This window comes from Fulvimarina uroteuthidis (genome assembly GCF_034321785.1).
GTDB classification, from domain to species: domain Bacteria; phylum Pseudomonadota; class Alphaproteobacteria; order Rhizobiales; family Rhizobiaceae; genus Fulvimarina; species Fulvimarina uroteuthidis.
The window spans coordinates 321,401-338,609 of record NZ_JAXLPB010000005.1 but is presented as its reverse complement, the minus strand read 5'-3'; the positions used below and the strand labels follow the sequence as shown (position 1 = coordinate 338,609).

Annotated in this window: 15 protein-coding genes; 9 read left to right on the top strand and 6 right to left on the bottom strand. The window is 64.5% G+C overall.

Annotated features, from left to right (window positions below; genetic code table 11):
* Window positions 1–32: 32 nt before the first annotated feature.
* Window positions 33–1,283 (bottom strand): tyrosine--tRNA ligase, encoded by a 1,251-nt coding sequence (tyrS, locus tag U0C82_RS15855; protein ID WP_322188375.1) that lies wholly within the window; start codon window positions 1,281–1,283, stop codon window positions 33–35.
* 104 nt (window positions 1,284–1,387) lie between these two features.
* On the opposite strand from tyrS, the gene U0C82_RS15850 reads away from it, so the two are divergent.
* A complete protein-coding gene (locus U0C82_RS15850) occupies window positions 1,388–2,545 on the top strand; it encodes an anhydro-N-acetylmuramic acid kinase (RefSeq protein ID WP_322188373.1) in 1,158 nt (385 codons plus the stop codon).
* Here U0C82_RS15850 and U0C82_RS15845 read toward each other — a convergent pair.
* Window positions 2,542–3,216, bottom strand: a complete 675-nt coding sequence (locus U0C82_RS15845; protein WP_322188371.1) for an alpha/beta hydrolase — start codon at window positions 3,214–3,216, stop codon at window positions 2,542–2,544. The two genes, U0C82_RS15850 and U0C82_RS15845, sit on opposite strands and share 4 nt — an antisense overlap.
* A gap of 197 nt (window positions 3,217–3,413) precedes the next feature.
* On the opposite strand from U0C82_RS15845, the gene U0C82_RS15840 reads away from it, so the two are divergent.
* From U0C82_RS15840 to sufA, 7 genes are all read left to right on the top strand, one after another.
* On the top strand, window positions 3,414–4,616 hold the full coding sequence (locus U0C82_RS15840) for a cysteine desulfurase family protein (RefSeq protein ID WP_322188369.1): 1,203 nt from the start codon (window positions 3,414–3,416) through the stop codon (window positions 4,614–4,616).
* 145 nt (window positions 4,617–4,761) lie between these two features.
* Window positions 4,762–6,285 carry a Fe-S cluster assembly protein SufB gene (gene sufB, locus U0C82_RS15835; RefSeq protein WP_322188367.1) on the top strand — a complete coding sequence of 508 codons (1,524 nt, stop codon included), beginning with the start codon at window positions 4,762–4,764 and terminating at the stop codon, window positions 6,283–6,285.
* 172 nt (window positions 6,286–6,457) lie between these two features.
* Window positions 6,458–7,213 (top strand): Fe-S cluster assembly ATPase SufC, encoded by a 756-nt coding sequence (sufC, locus tag U0C82_RS15830; protein ID WP_322188365.1) that lies wholly within the window; start codon window positions 6,458–6,460, stop codon window positions 7,211–7,213.
* Between the two features lie 4 nt (window positions 7,214–7,217).
* Complete coding sequence (gene sufD, locus U0C82_RS15825) at window positions 7,218–8,474, top strand: Fe-S cluster assembly protein SufD (protein WP_322188363.1); 1,257 nt, start codon at window positions 7,218–7,220, stop codon at window positions 8,472–8,474.
* A gap of 150 nt (window positions 8,475–8,624) precedes the next feature.
* Window positions 8,625–9,881, top strand: coding sequence for a cysteine desulfurase (locus U0C82_RS15820; protein ID WP_322188361.1), 1,257 nt, complete (start codon window positions 8,625–8,627; stop codon window positions 9,879–9,881).
* A 90-nt stretch (window positions 9,882–9,971) separates the two neighbouring features.
* Window positions 9,972–10,325: an SUF system Fe-S cluster assembly protein gene (locus U0C82_RS15815; RefSeq protein WP_322188510.1), complete on the top strand. Its 354-nt coding sequence runs from the start codon at window positions 9,972–9,974 to the stop codon at window positions 10,323–10,325.
* A 67-nt stretch (window positions 10,326–10,392) separates the two neighbouring features.
* The gene (sufA, locus tag U0C82_RS15810; protein ID WP_322188359.1) at window positions 10,393–10,776 is read left to right on the top strand and encodes a Fe-S cluster assembly scaffold SufA; all 384 of its coding nucleotides are present in this window, start codon (window positions 10,393–10,395) and stop codon (window positions 10,774–10,776) included.
* 156 nt (window positions 10,777–10,932) lie between these two features.
* On the opposite strand, the gene U0C82_RS15805 is transcribed toward sufA, so the two are convergent.
* The 4 genes from U0C82_RS15805 to U0C82_RS15790 form a co-directional block, all read right to left on the bottom strand.
* Window positions 10,933–12,144, bottom strand: coding sequence for an ABC transporter substrate-binding protein (locus U0C82_RS15805; RefSeq protein WP_322188509.1), 1,212 nt, complete (start codon window positions 12,142–12,144; stop codon window positions 10,933–10,935).
* Between the two features lie 147 nt (window positions 12,145–12,291).
* A complete protein-coding gene (locus tag U0C82_RS15800) occupies window positions 12,292–13,323 on the bottom strand; it encodes a phosphotransferase family protein (RefSeq protein ID WP_322188357.1) in 1,032 nt (343 codons plus the stop codon).
* A complete protein-coding gene (locus U0C82_RS15795; protein WP_322188355.1) occupies window positions 13,320–14,930 on the bottom strand; it encodes an AMP-binding protein in 1,611 nt (536 codons plus the stop codon). The genes U0C82_RS15800 and U0C82_RS15795 overlap by 4 nt, the downstream gene beginning before the upstream one ends.
* Window positions 14,923–16,146: an acyl-CoA dehydrogenase family protein gene (locus U0C82_RS15790; RefSeq protein ID WP_322188353.1), complete on the bottom strand. Its 1,224-nt coding sequence runs from the start codon at window positions 16,144–16,146 to the stop codon at window positions 14,923–14,925. The genes U0C82_RS15795 and U0C82_RS15790 overlap by 8 nt, the downstream gene beginning before the upstream one ends.
* A gap of 278 nt (window positions 16,147–16,424) precedes the next feature.
* On the opposite strand from U0C82_RS15790, the gene U0C82_RS15785 reads away from it, so the two are divergent.
* Window positions 16,425–17,171: an SDR family NAD(P)-dependent oxidoreductase gene (locus U0C82_RS15785; RefSeq protein ID WP_322188351.1), complete on the top strand. Its 747-nt coding sequence runs from the start codon at window positions 16,425–16,427 to the stop codon at window positions 17,169–17,171.
* Window positions 17,172–17,209: the final 38 nt, after the last annotated feature.

Below are 17,209 nucleotides of genomic sequence, written 5' to 3'. Positions count from 1 at the left end.
CCTTGTGCTTGTGGTGCCGACGGGTGAGCCGATCAGATCGGCTTGACGAGAACGTGCTTCTTGCGCCCGACCGAAAGCTTGATCGCGCCATCGCGCAGATCGCGCGCGTCGAGAGACAGGCGCTCGTCCGCGACCGTCTCGTCGTTGACTTTCACCGCCCCGCCCTTGACGTGCCGCCGGGCTTCGCCGTTCGAACCGGCAAGGTTCGCCGCGACGAGCACGCCGAGAAGCCCGGTGCCCGCATCGAGCTCGGCGCGCGGCACGCCGACGGTCGGCAGGCTGTCGGCCGCAAGCCCTTCCTCGAAGGTCTGACGCGCCGTCTCCGCCGCTTCGTCCGCGGCCTGCCGCCCGTGCAGCAAGGCGGTGACTTCCGTCGCGAGCACTTTCTTGGCGTCGTTCACCTCCGAACCGCCGAGGCTGGCGAGGCGCGCGATCTCGTCCATGGGCAGGACGGTGTAGAGCTTCAGGAACCGCTCGACGTCGGCGTCCTCGGTGTTGCGCCAGAACTGCCAGAAATCGTACGGGCTCTTCATGTCCGGATTCAGCCAGACGGCGCCGTCCGCCGTCTTGCCCATCTTCACTCCCGAGGCCGTCGTCAGGAGTGGCGAGGTCAAGGCGAAGAGATCCGCCCCTTCCATGCGGCGGCCAAGGTCGATGCCGTTGACGATGTTGCCCCACTGGTCCGATCCGCCCATCTGCAGCCGGCAGCCGTACCGCTTGGACAGCTCGACGTAATCGTAGGCCTGAAGAATCATGTAGTTGAATTCGAGGAAGGAGAGCGACTGCTCGCGGTCGAGCCGCAGCTTCACCGAATCGAAGGACAGCATCCGGTTGACCGAGAAATGCCGTCCGACATCGCGCAGGAACGCGATGTAGTTGATGTCGAGCAGCCAGTCGGCATTGTTGACCATCAGCGCGTCCGTCGCGCCCTCGCCGAACGTCATGTAGTTCTCGAAGCCACGGCGGATGCCGGCGAGGTTTGCCTCGATCAGCTCCGGCGTCTGCAGCTTGCGCGCCTCGTCCTTGAACGAGGGATCGCCGATCATGCCGGTTCCGCCGCCCATCAGCGCGATGGGCTTGTGACCCGTCTTCTGCATCCAGTGAAGCATCATGATCTGCATGAGCGAGCCGACATGCAGGCTTTTCGCCGTCGGGTCGAACCCGATATAACCGGTGACGGTCTCGGTCCGGAACAGATCGTCGAGGCGCGTATCGTCCGACGTCTGGTGAATGAAGCCGCGCTCGTCGAGCGCGTGGAGAAAGTCTGATCGAAAGCTGCTCATGTCGTCCGTGCCCTTGAAGTCCAATTCGCTCTTGCCATCGGCGCCGCGATTGTTGAAGGCTCGTTTATCAGCCTGTCGGCTGAATGCCAGAGGCGGAGAGGAAATTGACGGCGACGGACTATGGCGATCGCGCGACCTATCGCGCGATCGGACTGATGAGCGGCACTTCGCTCGACGGGATCGATATCGCGTTGATCGAAACCGATGGCGTCCTCGATGTGACGCGTGGGCCATCGCGGACCTACGGCTTTTCGACCGAATTGCGCGGCCAGCTCGAAGAGGCGCTGGAGATGGGCAAGGGGCTTGCGGCAAGAACCGAGCGCCCGGGCGATCTGCGCGCGATCGAGGCGAAGCTGACCGATCGTCACGCCGAGATCGCGCGGCATTTCGCATCCGAGATCGGCCTTGCGCTGTGCGATGTCGACATTGTCGGTTTTCACGGACAGACCGTGCTGCACAAGCCGAACGAGGCTCTGACGGTGCAGCTGGGGGACGGCGATCGTCTGGCGAGCGCGCTCGGCGTTCCGGTCGCCTGGGACCTGCGTGCACGCGACATGGAGAGTGCGGGGCAGGGCGCGCCGCTCGTGCCGGCCTATCACCGTGCGCTCGCGGCGAACCTGCCACCGGAGTTCGCCATTCGTCCGGTCGCCTTCGTCAATATCGGCGGGATCTCGAACATCACCTATATCGACGGCGACGAGGACCCGATCGCCTTCGATTGCGGACCCGGCAATGCGCTCATCGATCAGTGGCTTCAGCGCGAGGCCGGCATTCCGTTCGACCAGAACGGCCGGATCGCAAGCGAGGGCACGATCATCGAGACGCTCGCCGATCGCTATCTGAACGCGGACTTCTTTGCGAAAAAGACACCCAAATCGCTGGACCGGTTCGATTTTCCGGTCCCCGACCCAGACGACGGCGAGCTTTCGGACGTCGCCCGCACGCTGTGTTACGTCACGGCGCGCGGGATTGCGCAGGCGCGCGAGCACCTGCCCGAACGCCCGGAACTGTGGATCGTCGCCGGCGGCGGACGGCGCCATCCCACGATCCTCTCCGACCTTGCCGATGCGCTGGGCGACGAGGCCGACGTGGTGCTTGCCGAGGATTGCGGCTTCGATGGCGATGCGATGGAGGCGGAGGCCTGGGCCTATCTCGCCGTTCGCTCGATCAGGGGCCTGCCACTCACCTTCCCGACGACCACGGGGTGCCGGGAGCCGGTGAGCGGCGGACGGATATCGAAGCCGGGGACGAAGCGCGACTAGCGAAGCCGCTTCAGTTTCGGGTCCGACAGCTCGCCTGCGAGCCGCTGGTCGAGATAGTTCGAGCAACTGGCGATCAGCGGGTCGGTGTGGTCGGAGAAGAAGTGGTTCGCCCCTTCCATCGTCTCCTGCGTGATCACGATGCCCTTCTGCGTTCGCAGCTTGTCGACGAGAACCTGAACGTCCTTCGGCGGTGCGACGCGGTCCTTTTCGCCATGGATGATGAGACCGGACGAGGGGCAGGGCGCAAGGAACGAGAAATCGTAGGTGTTGGGCTGCGGCGCGATCGAGAAGAAGCCCTCGATCTCGGGCCGGCGCATCAATAGCTGCATGCCGATCCAGGCGCCGAAAGAATAGCCGGCAACCCAGGTTTCCTTCGAATCGGGATGGATGCTCTGGATCCAGTCGAGCGCGGCCGCCGCATCCGACAGTTCGCCCGAGCCATGGTCGAATTCGCCCTGGCTGCGGCCGATGCCGCGAAAATTGAACCGGAGCGTCGTAAAACCGCGTTCCACAAACATGTAGAAGAGCTTGTAGACGATCTGATTGTTCATCGTTCCCCCAAAACGGGGATGGGGGTGAAGAACGATCGCGATCGGCGCGTTCTTTTCCGGTGCCGGCTGATAGCGGCCTTCGAGGCGCCCGGCAGGTCCGGTAAAAATGACTTCGGGCATTCGGTTCCGTTTCTAAAGTCGTTTGAAACCCGTATCGCATTCCGCAAAGCTTGACGCGGAGGGTCGGGCTTCATAGTTTTCAGTTTAGAACTCTTCCAAACTGCAGACAGGCTTCGACTTATCTAGTCTGTTAGGGGCCTCTTTTTCAAGGAATTTGCGCGTTCGCCACAATCGGAGCGCCAAGCGACAGGAACTCGATGACCGGCGCGAGCACCCGGATCTATCTCGACCACAACGCTTCGGCGCCTTTGCGTCCCGAAGCGCGCAATGCCGTGGTCGATGCACTGGAGAGCGCCAACCCGTCGTCCGTCCACGCGGAGGGCCGCGCCGCGCGGGCGCTGGTCGAGGAGGCGCGGCGGGCGGTCGCAGGGCTCATCGCGGCCAATCCGGGCGAGGTCACCTTCACGAGCGGCGCCAGCGAATCGGCCAATATGGCGCTCGTTCCCGACTGGCTGGTCGGCGGCGAGCGCATCGTCCACCGCGCATTGGCGGTTCTGAAAACCGATCATTCGGTGTTCGTCGAGGGCGGCCGTTTCGAGGCCGACCAGATCACCAGGCTCGATGTGGATCACGACGGCGTTCTCCGTTTGGATTCGCTGGCGGCCTGGCTGGATCGCCTCGCTGGCAGGCCCGGCCTTCTCGCCTTCGGGCTCGCCAATTCGGAAACCGGCGTTCTGCAGGACGGCGCGCGGATCATGGCGGACGTTAACGGACACGATGTGCGGACCGTCGTCGATGCCACCCAATGGATCGGACGCCTGCCGCTCTCGTTCGACCGCGTGCCGGCGGACGCGTTCATACTGTCGGCCCACAAGCTGGGTGGACCGAAAGGGGTCGGCGCGATCGTCCTGAAGTCGACCACGACGCGGCCCTTTCCGCTCATCCGCGGCGGCGGGCAGGAAAAGGGCCGGCGGTCGGGAACAGAGGCGGTGGCCGGGATTTCGGGATTCGGTGCGGCCGCACGCGCGGCCGCCCTTGAACTTCGCAACGAGGACGGCCGCCTCGAGGCGCTCCGCGACCGGATGGACCGCGCCGTTCTCGATCGCTCACCGACGACGATCATCCTTGGGCGGGCCGCGAAACGACTGCCCAACACCAGCGCCTATCTGACGCCGGGCCTGAAGGCAGAGACCGCACAGATCGGGCTCGATCTCGCCGGTATCGCCGTTTCCGCCGGCTCGGCCTGCTCCTCGGGCAAGATCGGCCGCAGCCATGTCCTGGAGGCGATCGCGTGCGCCGACACGAACGCCGGACCGGGCTTCGATCCGTCGGACGGCGCCGTGCGGGTCAGCTTCGGGCGCGACACGAACGAGGCGGCGCTGATGCGTTTCGTCGAGGCCTATTGCCAACTCTGCGAAAGGGCGAAGCCGAAACCGCGGACCGAAACCCGCGCGGCCTGAGGCGGCGCGACATAAACACAGGGCGATGGGGCTCACTAAACCGGACCATCGTTCCTATCTCACCTTGTATACCGGGACTTCCTTTTCCGGTATGCGCAGGAAAACCCGTCCCCGGGCTTTGACCCCGGAGAGAATGGAGAATGATATGCCGGCCGTTCAGGAAACGATCGACAGCGTCGCCAAGATCGACGTCGATCAGTACAAATACGGGTTCGAAACCCTCATCGAGATGGATGTCGCGCCCAAGGGGCTCAACGAGGACATCATCAGGCTGATCTCGGCCAAGAAGGACGAACCCCAGTGGATGCTCGACTGGCGCCTGAACGCGTTCGAGCGCTGGAAGACGATGGAAGGCCCGAACTGGGCCCGCCTCGACTATCCGGAGATCGATTTCCAGGACATTCACTACTACGCGGCTCCCAAGTCGATGTCGGGCCCCGCCTCCCTCGACGAGGTCGATCCGGAAATCCTGCGCACCTACGAGAAGCTCGGCATTCCGATCCGCGAGCAGGAAATGCTGGCCGGCGTCGTGAAGCCGGTCGCCGAACCGACCTATGACGAGGATGGCAACGAGACGACGCCGCGCGAAAACCGGGTCGCCGTCGACGCCGTGTTCGATTCGGTGTCGGTCGCGACCACGTTCAAGAAGGAGCTTCAGAAGGCCGGCGTGATCTTCATGCCGATCTCGGAGGCCATTCGCGAGCATCCCGAACTCGTCCAGAAATATCTGGGTTCCGTCGTGCCGGTTTCGGACAATTATTTCGCGACGATGAACTCGGCGGTCTTCACCGACGGATCGTTCGTCTACGTGCCGAAGGGCGTTCGCTGCCCGATGGAGCTGTCGACCTACTTCCGCATCAACGAGAAGAACACCGGCCAGTTCGAGCGGACGCTGATCATCGCCGACGAGGGGGCCTACGTTTCCTATCTCGAAGGCTGCACCGCGCCCCAGCGCGACGAGAACCAGCTGCATGCCGCTGTCGTCGAGCTCGTGGCGCTCGGCGATGCGGAGATCAAATACTCCACTGTTCAGAACTGGTATCCGGGCGACAAGGACGGCAAGGGCGGCATCTACAATTTCGTCACCAAGCGCGGCGACTGCCGGGGCGACAATTCCCGCATCTCGTGGACCCAGGTCGAAACCGGCTCGGCGATCACCTGGAAATACCCGTCCTGTATCCTGCGCGGCGACAATTCCCGCGGCGAGTTCTACTCGATCGCGGTGTCGAACGGTCGTCAGCAGATCGATTCGGGCACGAAGATGATCCATCTCGGCAAGAACACGTCGAGCCGCATCATCTCCAAGGGCATTTCGGCCGGCAATTCCAACAACACCTATCGCGGCCAGGTCTCGGCTCACCGCAAGGCGTCGAACGCCCGTAACTTCACCCAGTGCGATTCGCTCCTCATCGGCCAGGACTGCGGCGCGCACACGGTGCCCTACATCGAATCGAAGAATGCGACAGCCCAGTTCGAGCATGAGGCGACGACGTCCAAGATCTCGGACGACCAGCTGTTCTACTGCATGCAGCGCGGCATTCCCGAGGAGGAGGCCGTGGCGCTGATCGTCAACGGCTTCGTCAAGGACGTCATTCAGCAGCTGCCGATGGAGTTCGCCGTCGAGGCCCAGAAGCTGATCGGGATCTCGCTCGAAGGCAGCGTCGGCTGATCGACGCATTGTCTTCATCGGAATGGTGAATTCCGTCCCCTTCTTCGGGTGCGTTCAGGCCGATCGACGGAACGCCCGGAACGGGAGTTGATTGGATCCTCGGGCCTGGCCCGAGGATGACGCAGAAACAGAGCCAGACGAACACACGCAAAGACAGCGACGAAAGACGAACATGCTCGAAATCAAGAACCTCCACGCCCGCGTCGCCGACGAGGGAACCGAAATCCTGCGCGGTGTCGATCTCACGGTAAAGGACGGCGAGATCGCTGCCATCATGGGGCCGAACGGCTCGGGCAAGTCGACCTTGTCCTATATTCTCGCCGGTCGCTCGGACTACGAAGTCACCGAGGGCGACATTCTCTACAACGGCGAATCCATTCTCGACATGGACCCGGCCGAACGGGCCGCATCGGGTGTCTTTCTGGCCTTCCAGTATCCGCTGGAGATTCCGGGCGTCGCGACGATGACGTTCCTGAAGACCGCGCTCAACGCCCAGCGCAAGGCGCGCGGCGAGGGAGAGCTGACGACGCCCGACTTCATCCGCCGGGTTAAGGCCTCGGCCGCCGATCTCAAGATCGACATGGCCATGCTGAAGCGCCCGCTCAATGTCGGCTTTTCCGGCGGCGAGAAGAAGCGTGCGGAAATCCTGCAGATGGCGCTGCTCGAACCCAAGCTCTGCGTCATGGACGAGACCGATTCGGGCCTCGATATCGACGCGCTGAAGATCGTGTCCGACGGCGTCAACGCGCTGCGCTCGCCCGAGCGCTCGTTTCTGGTGATCACCCATTACCAGCGCCTTCTCGACTACATCGTCCCCGACACGGTCCACGTGCTCTACAAGGGCCGCATCATCAAGACCGGCGGCAAGGACCTTGCGCTGACGCTGGAAAACGAAGGCTACAGCCAGATCATCGACGAGGCTGCGTGAACCCATGAGTGTGACCGAACTGCGTCCGAGGACGCCCGCCGAAACGCGGCTTCTGCAGCTTGCTGAAGCCCGCGGCGAAAACGAGAATGCCCGCCGTCCCGCGATCGAGGCCCTGCGCCGCGACGGCCTGCCCACGCGCCGCGTCGAGGCGTGGCACTATACGGATCTGCGGCAGCTTCTGGGCAAGCGCCTCGGCACCGACGATGCCGTCGCTGCCCTGCGCGGCACCGGCGAGAGCATGCTGGAGCCGTTCGTCCATGGCTCGGCCGTCATCGACCTCGATGCGCCGCAGGACGCCCATCTGCCGGCCGGCCTGACGATCGAGAAGTCCGATGAGCAGTCCGACTGGCAGGCGACGCCCAACCATCTCGATCGCTCGATCGATACGGTGCGCGCCCTCAACGTCGCCTTCGGCGCGGTCTCGAACACGATGACGGTCGCGGCCGGCACGACGCTCGACCAACCCGTCGAGATGCGCGCCGCGGCAGGCGCGCAGAGCCACGCGTTCACCCGTGTCGTTCTGGGCGAAGGCTCGAAGAGCATCTTCGTGGAACGCCTCGAAGGCGGACCGTCCGGCGTGCCCTCGACCGGCGTCAACACGCTCGATGTCGGCGCAGGCGCCGAGGTCCTCTGGATCGTCGCGCAGGAGAAGGCGTTCGACGCCACCCATCTCGGCCAGCTGTCCGTGCGTCTGGAGGCCGATTCGGTCTTCAAGCTCTTCGTCCTGAACGCCGGCGGCGGTCTCGTGCGCTACGAGGTCCACACCGAGGTCGCGGGCGAGGGCGCCGACGTCCAGATCCGCGGCGTCAACCTCCTGCAGGATGGCCAGCATATCGACGTGACGACGACGCTGAACCATACCGTTGAGAACACGACCGCTACCGAGACGTTCCGCAATGTCGTTCTCGGCGGGCACGGCGTCTTCCAAGGCATGATCAAGGTCGCGCGCGGCGCGCAGAAGACCGACGCGAAGATGGCCTGCAACTCCCTGCTCTTGTCGGACGAGGGCGATTTCTCGGCCAAGCCGGAACTCGAGATCTTCGCCGACGACGTGCAGTGCGGGCACGGTGCGACGGCCGGCGAAATCGATGCCAACCATCTGTTCTACCTGATGTCGCGGGGTATCCCCCTGGATCAGGCGCGGGCTCTGCTCATCAAGGCGTTCGTCACCGAGGTGGTCGAGCAGCTGGAGGAGGAAGCCGTCGAGAACGCGCTGAATGCGCGCATCGACGCCTGGCTGTCCGGCCACGACGCGCGTTGAGGATCGCGATCGCAAGGCCGCCGGGACCCGAGCAGGTCCCGGCGGTCTCGCGGTAAAGGCGGCGCGACGATTGACGTCACTGGCGATCCCATCTGGTCGGGCCTACCTTCGGGACAGGACGACGACAGACACGAACCAAAGGCTTGATGCATGACGGTGGAAGCGGCGACGAGACGCGAAACGACGACCGGCTACGATGTCGAGGCGATCCGGCGCGATTTCCCGATCCTGTCGAAGGACGTCTACGGCAAGCCGCTGGTCTATCTCGACAATGGCGCATCGGCCCAAAAGCCGCGTCAGGTGATCGAGCGCATCACCCACGCCTACGAGAACGAGTACGCCAACGTTCATCGCGGCCTGCATTTCCTGTCGAACGCGGCCACCGATGCTTTCGAAGCCTCGCGCGAGACCGTGCGTGCGTTCCTGAACGCACAGTCCAGCGAGGAGATCGTCTTCACGCGCTCGGCGACGGAATCGATCAATCTCGTCGCCTACGGCTATGCGATGCAAGAGATCGGCGAGGGTGACGAGATCGTCCTGACCCAGGCCGAGCACCATTCCAACATCGTTCCATGGCACTTCCTGCGTGAGCGCAAGGGCGCCAAGCTGGTCTTCGTGCCCGTCGAGGACGACGGCTCGATCGATGTCGAGGCGTTCGAGAAGGCGATCACGCCGCGAACCAGGCTGGTCGCGACGACCCATATGTCGAACGTTCTCGGCACGGTGGTGGATGTAAAGGCGGTCACCGCGCTGGCGCACGCGAAGAACATTCCGGTGCTCGTCGACGGCAGCCAGAGCGCCGTGCACATGCGGGTCGACGTGCAGGACATCGGCTGCGACTGGTACGTGTTCACCGGGCACAAGGTCTACGGACCCTCGGGCATCGGCATCCTTTACGGTAAGCGAGAGATGCTGGAGCGCATGCAGCCGTTCAACGGCGGTGGCGAGATGATCATCGAGGTGTCGGAAGAGGGCGCCACCTACAATGCGCCACCGCATCGGTTCGAGGCCGGCACCCCGCCGATCGTCCAGGCGATCGGGCTCGGCGCGGCGCTGCAATATATGGAGAGCGTCGGACGCGACGCGATCGCCGCCCACGAAGCCGAGATCGGCGCCTATGCCCACAGACGCCTGAAGGACATCGACACGCTGCGGATCTATGGCGAGGCTCCCGGCAAGGGCGCGATCGTCTCCTTCGACATCGAGGGAATCCACGCCCACGACATCTCCATGGTGATCGATCGCGAGGGCGTTGCCGTGCGCGCCGGTACCCATTGTGCCCAGCCGCTCTTGAAGCGGTTCGGCGTGACATCCACATGCCGTGCATCCTTCGGGATGTACAACACGATGGCGGAGGTGGATAAACTCGCCGAAGCACTCGAAAAAGCGCGCCGCTTCTTCGCCTGAGGAAATGATATGTCCGACGAGACCGACGTAAAAACGGCCGACACGCCGACGGCCCCCCCTGCCGAGGACACGACCGCGGCGAACGTCGCGATGGCGCAGAGTGGCGCCGCGGCCGTGTCGGCGATCCCTGCGGAAGAGCTGTCACGGCTTACCGACGATATCATCGGCGCCTTGAAGACCGTCTATGATCCGGAAATCCCGGCCGACATCTATGAACTCGGCCTGATCTACAAGGTGGACATCGACGATACGCGCGATGTCGATATCGAGATGACGCTGACGGCGCCGGGTTGCCCCGTCGCCGGCGAAATGCCCATATGGGTGGAGAATGCCGTTTCGTCGGTCGAAGGCGTCGGCCATGTGAAGGTCGAACTCGTGTTCGATCCTCCCTGGACGCCCGAGCGGATGAGCGAAGAGGCGCAGGTCGCGGTCGGCTGGTATTAGGCCTTGCCTTGAGGTCCGCGATGCGTCGACAATGTCCGGTGTTTCAACCGGGGAAAGGACGAAGCCTGTGGGCCGATTTCAAGTTCTGACCATGACGGACGCGGCGGCCGACCGCGTCAACGCCATCCTTCAGGCGCGCGAGGAGCCTGCCGAAGGCGTTCGCATCGGCGTCAAGAAGGGTGGCTGCGCCGGCATGGAATATACGGTGGAGCTCGCGACCGAACCGAAGGTCAACGAGGACGCCATAGAAAAGAACGGGGCGCGCGTCTTCATCGCGCCGGAGGCCGTTCTGTTCCTGCTCGGCACGGAGATGGACTATGAGGAGACCGTGCTGCGCTCCGGCTTCGTGTTCAAGAATCCCAACCAGACGTCGGCCTGCGGTTGCGGCGAATCCGTCGAACTGAAGGCGGCCGACCTGAAGGCACTGGCCGCGCAGCGCGCCGAAGCCTGAAAGGTTGCCTGGCCGCCTCAACGGCCGGCATGCCGCAGCGTTTCATCTGACAAAAAAGAGCGGCGGGCCGGACCCGCCGCTCTTTTCGTTTGAACAGGTGTCGACGGTGCGGACCGGCAGCAGGATCGCCCGCCGGTCCGAACGCGGATCAGGCGATTATTTGGCCGCCTCGCAGCTGCCGTCCTCGATGGACTGGAACGCCTGGTCGCCCGGGATCGTGCGGATGATGTTGTAGTAGTCCCACTTTCCCGTGCTCTCTTCCGGCGTCTTCACCTGGGCAAGGAACATGTCGTGTTCCATCAGGCCGTCGGCGCGAACCTTGCCGTTGCGGGCGAACGCATCCTCGATCGGCATCGTCTTCAGCTGTGCGATGACCTTCTTGGAATCGTCCGTGCCCGCCGCTTCGATCGCCTTCAGGTACTGGAGCGCCGAGGAGTACATGCCGGCCTGCACCATGGATGGCTTCGCGCCGGTCTTCTCTTCGAATTTCGCGCTCCATTCGCGCGCCTTGTCGTCCTGGTCCCAGTAGAATCCGGTCGTCAGCGTCAGACCCTGCGCGGCCTCGAGACCGAGCGAGTCGACGTCGGTGATGAAGAGGAGAAGCGAAGCGAGCTTCTGTCCGCCGGCCACGAGGCCGAACTCCTGGGCCTGCTTCACCGCGTTCTGCGTGTCGGTGCCCGCATTGGCGAGGCCGACGACCTGTGCGCCCGAGCCCTGCGCCTGGAGAAGGAAGGACGAGAAGTCGACGCTCGGGAACGGTGCCGCGACACTGCCGACGACTTCTCCGCCGTTCGCCGTCACCGCATCGGCCGCCTTCTGCTGCAGATTATGGCCGAACGTGTAGTCGGCGGTGATGAAATACCAGGACTTGTTGCCTTCCTCGACCATTGCGACGGCGGTGCCGTTTGCGAGCGCGTCGGTGTCGTAGGTCCAGTGCAGCCCGGTTTCAGGCGCGCAGTTCTCGTTGGTCAGCGCGTTCGTCGCCCCGCCATTGTTGATGTAGGCGACGCCCTTCTCGCTGGTGATTTCCTGCAGCGCGATACCGACACCGGAGTTCGCGCCGCCGAGAATCAGGTCGATATTGTCCTGATCGGCCCACTGACGCGCGATGTTGGCGCCGATATCGGCCTTGCTCTGGTGGTCGGCGGTCTGAAGCGACACCTTCGCGCCGTTCACTTCGCCGCCCATCTCGTCGATCGCCATCTGGATCGCCGCCTGCGAGCCGGGGCCGTCGAGTGCCGAGTAGGGACCCGACATGTCGGCGATGAGGCCGATCTTGATGGCGTTGTCGCTGATCTCGCCTGCGTCCTGCGCGGATGCGCCTGCGGCGACGAAGGTCGCTGCGCCTGCCAGAAGCATGGTCTTCATGAATGTCATGTGATTCTTCTCCCAAAGGGTTCCGCCCGCCGGCCGGAGGCCGCGCGAACGGAGATATTTTCGTTGAACGGTGCCCGTCCCACCACCGTCGGCTCGCATGTTGTTCGCTTTCGCCGCCGATGGAAAGGCTGGATCGGGCTATTTTTCCGCGGCCACATCCAAGGCGCGCATCGCGAACCGTCTGGCGAGCGGTGCGTACTTCAGGGCGTCGGGATCTGCCGCGTTTCCCGCCCGTGCCCGATCGGCGATGCCGACGAAAATGACCGCGAACCGAAACAGGGCAAAGGCCAGATGAAACGCTTCGGGCGCCGGAACGTGCGGCATCGTCTCGCGGTAGCGCGCCACGAAGCTTGCCTCGTCCGGAATGCCGAGCGCCTCGGCGTCGAGGTCCAGGATGCCGCCATACTCGTCCGACGAGGTGTGCCAGGGCATGCAGCAGAAGGCGAGATCGGCCAGCGGGTGCCCGATGGTGGACAGTTCCCAGTCGAGGACGGCGACGACGTCCGTCCCATGCGCAGCGTACATCATGTTGCCGACCCGGAAATCGCCATGGGCGATCGCGGAAAGGCCGTCATCGGCGGGCTGGTTGTCCGAAAGCCAGCGCGCGAGCCGTTCGAGTTCGACGATCGGTTCGCCGGTCGAATGTTCGAGCTGGCCGCTCCAGAGAGCGATCTGCCGGCCGAAATAGTTCTCGGAGCGTCCGAAGCGCGCAAGGCCCACCTCTTCGTAGGGAACCGCGTGCAGCCGCGCGAGGGTGTCGGCGAGGGACGCGTACATCCGGGCTCGCTCTTGGGCTGTGGCACCCTCCATCGCGGCCGTCTGGAAGACGCGCCCGTCCACCTCTTCCATCAGATAGAAGGGGGTTCCGAGAAGCGCCGCGTCCTCATGGTAGAGAAGCATCGCCGGCACCGGCACGTCGGTCGACGCCAGCGCCTCCATCGCCTTGTACTCCCGGTCGATCCGGTGCGCGCCCTTGGCGAGCGCGCCGGGCGGCTGCTTGCGCAGGATCATCCGCCGGTCCCCATGCCCGACCCGAAATGTCGGGTTGGACTGGCCGCCGCCGATACGCTGGACGTCGAAGGCCTCCGACGGACCGTAACGGGCGTCGAGGAAGCGTCTCAGCGTGTCCCGATCAAGGCCGAGCCCGGTGTTCGTCGCGTCCGTCCTCATATGTCGCTTCCGACCTTCTCTTGGGTCGCCCGTTCGCGCAGAACGAACTTCTGGATCTTGCCCGTCGCCGTCTTGGGCAGTTCGCCGAACGACCAGGCGCGGGGGATCTTGAAGCCCGCCAGATGGTCACGGCAGAACGCTTCGAGAGCCTTGGTGTCGAGGGGCGCGCCGGTTCGCGTCTCGATGAACGCCATCGGGATCTCGCCCCATTTCTCGTCGCGCCGCGCGACGACGGCAGCGATCGCAACGCCGGGATGGCGGGAAAGCACGCCCTCGATCTCCAGCGAGGACACGTTCTCCCCGCCCGTGATGATCACGTCCTTTGCCCGGTCCCGGATCTCGATATGCCCGTCGTCATGGCGCACTGCGAGGTCGCCGGTGCGGAAGACGCCGCCGGAGAACGCCTTCTCGGTTTCGACCGCGTCGCGGTGATAGCCCGACAGGAGCGTGTTGCCGCACAGGGCGACCTCGCCGATCGTCCGGCCGTCGAAGGGAACGTCCTCGCCGTCCTCACCGAGAACGCGGATGCGGTTCGCGGTCATGTGACGCACGCCCTGGCGGGCCAGCAGACGCGCGCGTTCCGCGACGCCGAGGTCGCGCTCGGCGCCCGTCAGTTCGCGGATCGACGTCGGCCCGAAACATTCGGTCAACCCGTAGAGATGGATGAAATCGAAGCCGAGCGCGTCCATTTCCTCGATCAGCGAGGCGGTCGGCGCAGCGCCACCGGTCGCGACCGTCAGCCGCCGGGACGCATTGCGCGTCTGCTTGGCGCTCGAATTGATCAGCATGTACAGAACGACCGGCGCGCAGGCGAGATGGGTCACGCCGTGCGCCTCGATCGCGGAAAACACCGCCCCGGGTTCCACCTTTTCAAGGCAGACATGGGTGCCGCCGGCAGCGGTGATCGCAAAGGTGTGGCACCAGCCATTGCAATGGAACATGGGCAGTGTCCAGAGATAGCGCGTCGACCGATCGAACTTCAGCGCCGTGACGTTGCCGATCGCGTTGAGCCAGGCCCCGCGATGGTGGAGAACGACGCCCTTCGGCTCGCCCGTCGTGCCGGACGTGTAGTTGAGCGCGATCGGCTGCCATTCGTCCGTGATCTCGGCTGTCAGTTCGAACGGCGGCGGTGCATCGGTCGACAGGAGTGCCAGGCCATCGCCGCTCGCCCCGTCGTCCGCGAAGGGTTCGAACGGAACGCCGGCCTCCTCGGCGGCGGCTCGGGCGATGCGCGTTGCGGACGGATCGGCAAGCATCAGCCGGCTGTCCGAATGGCGCAGGATGAAGCTGACGTCGGAAACCTCGATCCGCGTGTTCACGCAGTTGAGGACCGCGCCGAGGGCCGGCACCGCATAATGGGCGGCGAGCATTTCCGGCCGGTTGACGCACATCACGGAGACGACGTCGCCCTTGCCGATCCCGCGCGCGCGCAGCGCTGCGACGAAGCGCAGGACGACGGCGTGAAACTCGGCCCAGGTCCAGCTCCTGCCGCGCCAGATGACCGCCTCGTCGCCGGGAGCTGTCTTGACGGCATGATCGAGAAAGTCGAGCGGCGTCAGCGGGACGAAGTTCGCGGGGCGCGGCCTGAGATGGGCTTCCTCACGCATCGGCGTCGTCCGCGCCGGCCACGTCCCAGCGCCAGAAATCCGTGCCGAGATCGGCAAGATGGCGGCTCAGGATCATCTTGTGCACTTCGTCGGCGCCGTCGACGAGGCGGGCCTGGCGGGCATAGCGATAGATCCATTCGAGCGGCGTATCGCCGGAATATCCTCGGGCGCCGTTGATCTGGATGGCCCGGTCGGCGGCCGTGTGCACGAGGTTGGCGACGTGGATCTTCGCCATCGAGATTTCCTTCTGGCCGAAGCGACCCCGGTCGATCTCCCAGGCCGCCTTCATGACGAGCAGCCGTCCGATCTCGATCTGCATGGCGAGGTCGCCGAGCATCATCTGGACACTCTCGCGGTCGATCAGCCGGACGCCGAACCCTTCGCGGCGCTGCGCATAGTCGGTCGCGATCTCGACGCATCGCTTGGCAAGGCCGAGCCAGCGCATGCAATGGGTGAGGCGGGCGGGCCCGAGCCGTGTCTGGACGACCTTGATGCCGCGTCCCTCCTCGCCGAGAATATTGGCGTGCGGAATGCGGAAATCGTTGAACTCGAGCTCGCAGTGCCCGCCATGCTCCTCGGGTCCCATGATCGGAATGCGGCGGATGATCCGCCAGTTCGGATCGTCCCGGTGGAACAGAAAACAGGTATGCCCGCGGCGCTTGTCGTCGGAGGTCTTGGCCAGCAGCATGAAATGTTCGGCGGCTTCGGCGCCTGTAATGTACCATTTGCGCCCGTTGACGATCCAGTCGTCGCCGTCGCGCCTTGCCCGCGTCAGCATCATGCCGGGATCGGACCCGCCGCCCGGTGCGGGCTCGGTCATGGCGAAGGCGGAGCGAACCTTGCCCTCGACGATGGGTTTGAGCCAGCGCTGCTTCTGATCCTCCGTCCCGAGGGCCTCCAGCACCATCATGTTGCCATCGTCGGGCGCTGCCGCGTTGAAGACGACCGGACCGAAGATCGAGCGGTTCATCTCCTCGTAAAGAACCGACATCTCCATCTTCGACAGGCCGAGACCACCGGTCTCGATCTTGAGCTGCGGACACCAAAGACCCTTGGCGCGCGCTTTCGCGCGCAGCTCTTCCAGATGGCTCTCGCCGATATTGCCGTGGCCGTCATAGGCCTCCGGCCGGCTCTCCAAGGGAATGATCTCGCTTGCGACGAAGTCTGCGACCTGCGTACGGAGCGCTTCGAGCTCCGGCGATAGAGTGAAGTCCATCAAAGCGCCTCCCAACGCCGTTCGACCGCCAAGCGGCGTCGGTGTTCGACCGGTCCGACGGAGCGGCTCCGGTCTTTCGGAACAAGCATAAGCAAAAATCCGCCATCGACTAGGCCGCGCGGGCAAGGAACGAGAACGCCGCCGCAGGCCCGGGGTTTCGGGATCGATGCGCAGCGACAGGGTGGACGAGCCGCACACGGCCTTCAAGCGGCGCTGCATCTGGTCTAGACCGAATCATCATGGCGTCGGCCGGGCAATTGAAACTGGGGAGGAATCATATGATTGGCGATCTGAGCGGGAAGACCGCGCTCGTCACGGGCGCGTCGGGCGGCCTCGGCGCGCATTTTGCGCAAACGCTCGCGAAGGCCGGCGCGAGCGTGACGCTCGCCGCGCGTCGGCGCGACGCTCTGGAGGAACAGGTCGACGAGATCATCGGGTCCGGCGGCAGGGCGAATGCGGCCGCGCTCGACGTGACCGATCCGACGAGCGTTGCAGCCGTCTTTTCGAACGACCCCTTCGACATCGTGGTCAACAATGCCGGCGTCCAGACCACGACGCCCGCGATCGCGCTGGAAACGGTCGAATGGGACAAGGTGCTCGACACCAATCTCAAGGGCGCATTCCTGGTCGCTCAAGCTGCGGCCAAGGCGATGAAAGAGGCCGAGCGCGGCGGCTCCATCGTCAACATCGCCTCGATCCTCGGGATTCGCGTCGCCGGTGCCCTGATGCCCTACGCGGTGTCGAAGGCGGGGCTCATCCAGATGACGCGATCGATGGCGCTGGAATGGGCGCGCTACGCGATCCGCGTCAATGCGATCTGCCCCGGCTATATCGAAACGCCCCTGAACGCCGACTTCTTCGGATCCGAGCCCGGACAGGCGTTGATCCGGCGGATCCCCCAGAGAAGGCTCGGCCAAGAGAGCGATCTGGACGGCGCGTTGCTGCTGCTCGCCTCCGACGCGGGCCGCTACATGACGGGATCGGACATCGTCGTTGATGGGGGGCATCTCGTCTCGTCGCTCTGACGCCGACGGACACGCGCGGCTAGATCGCGTCACCCGAT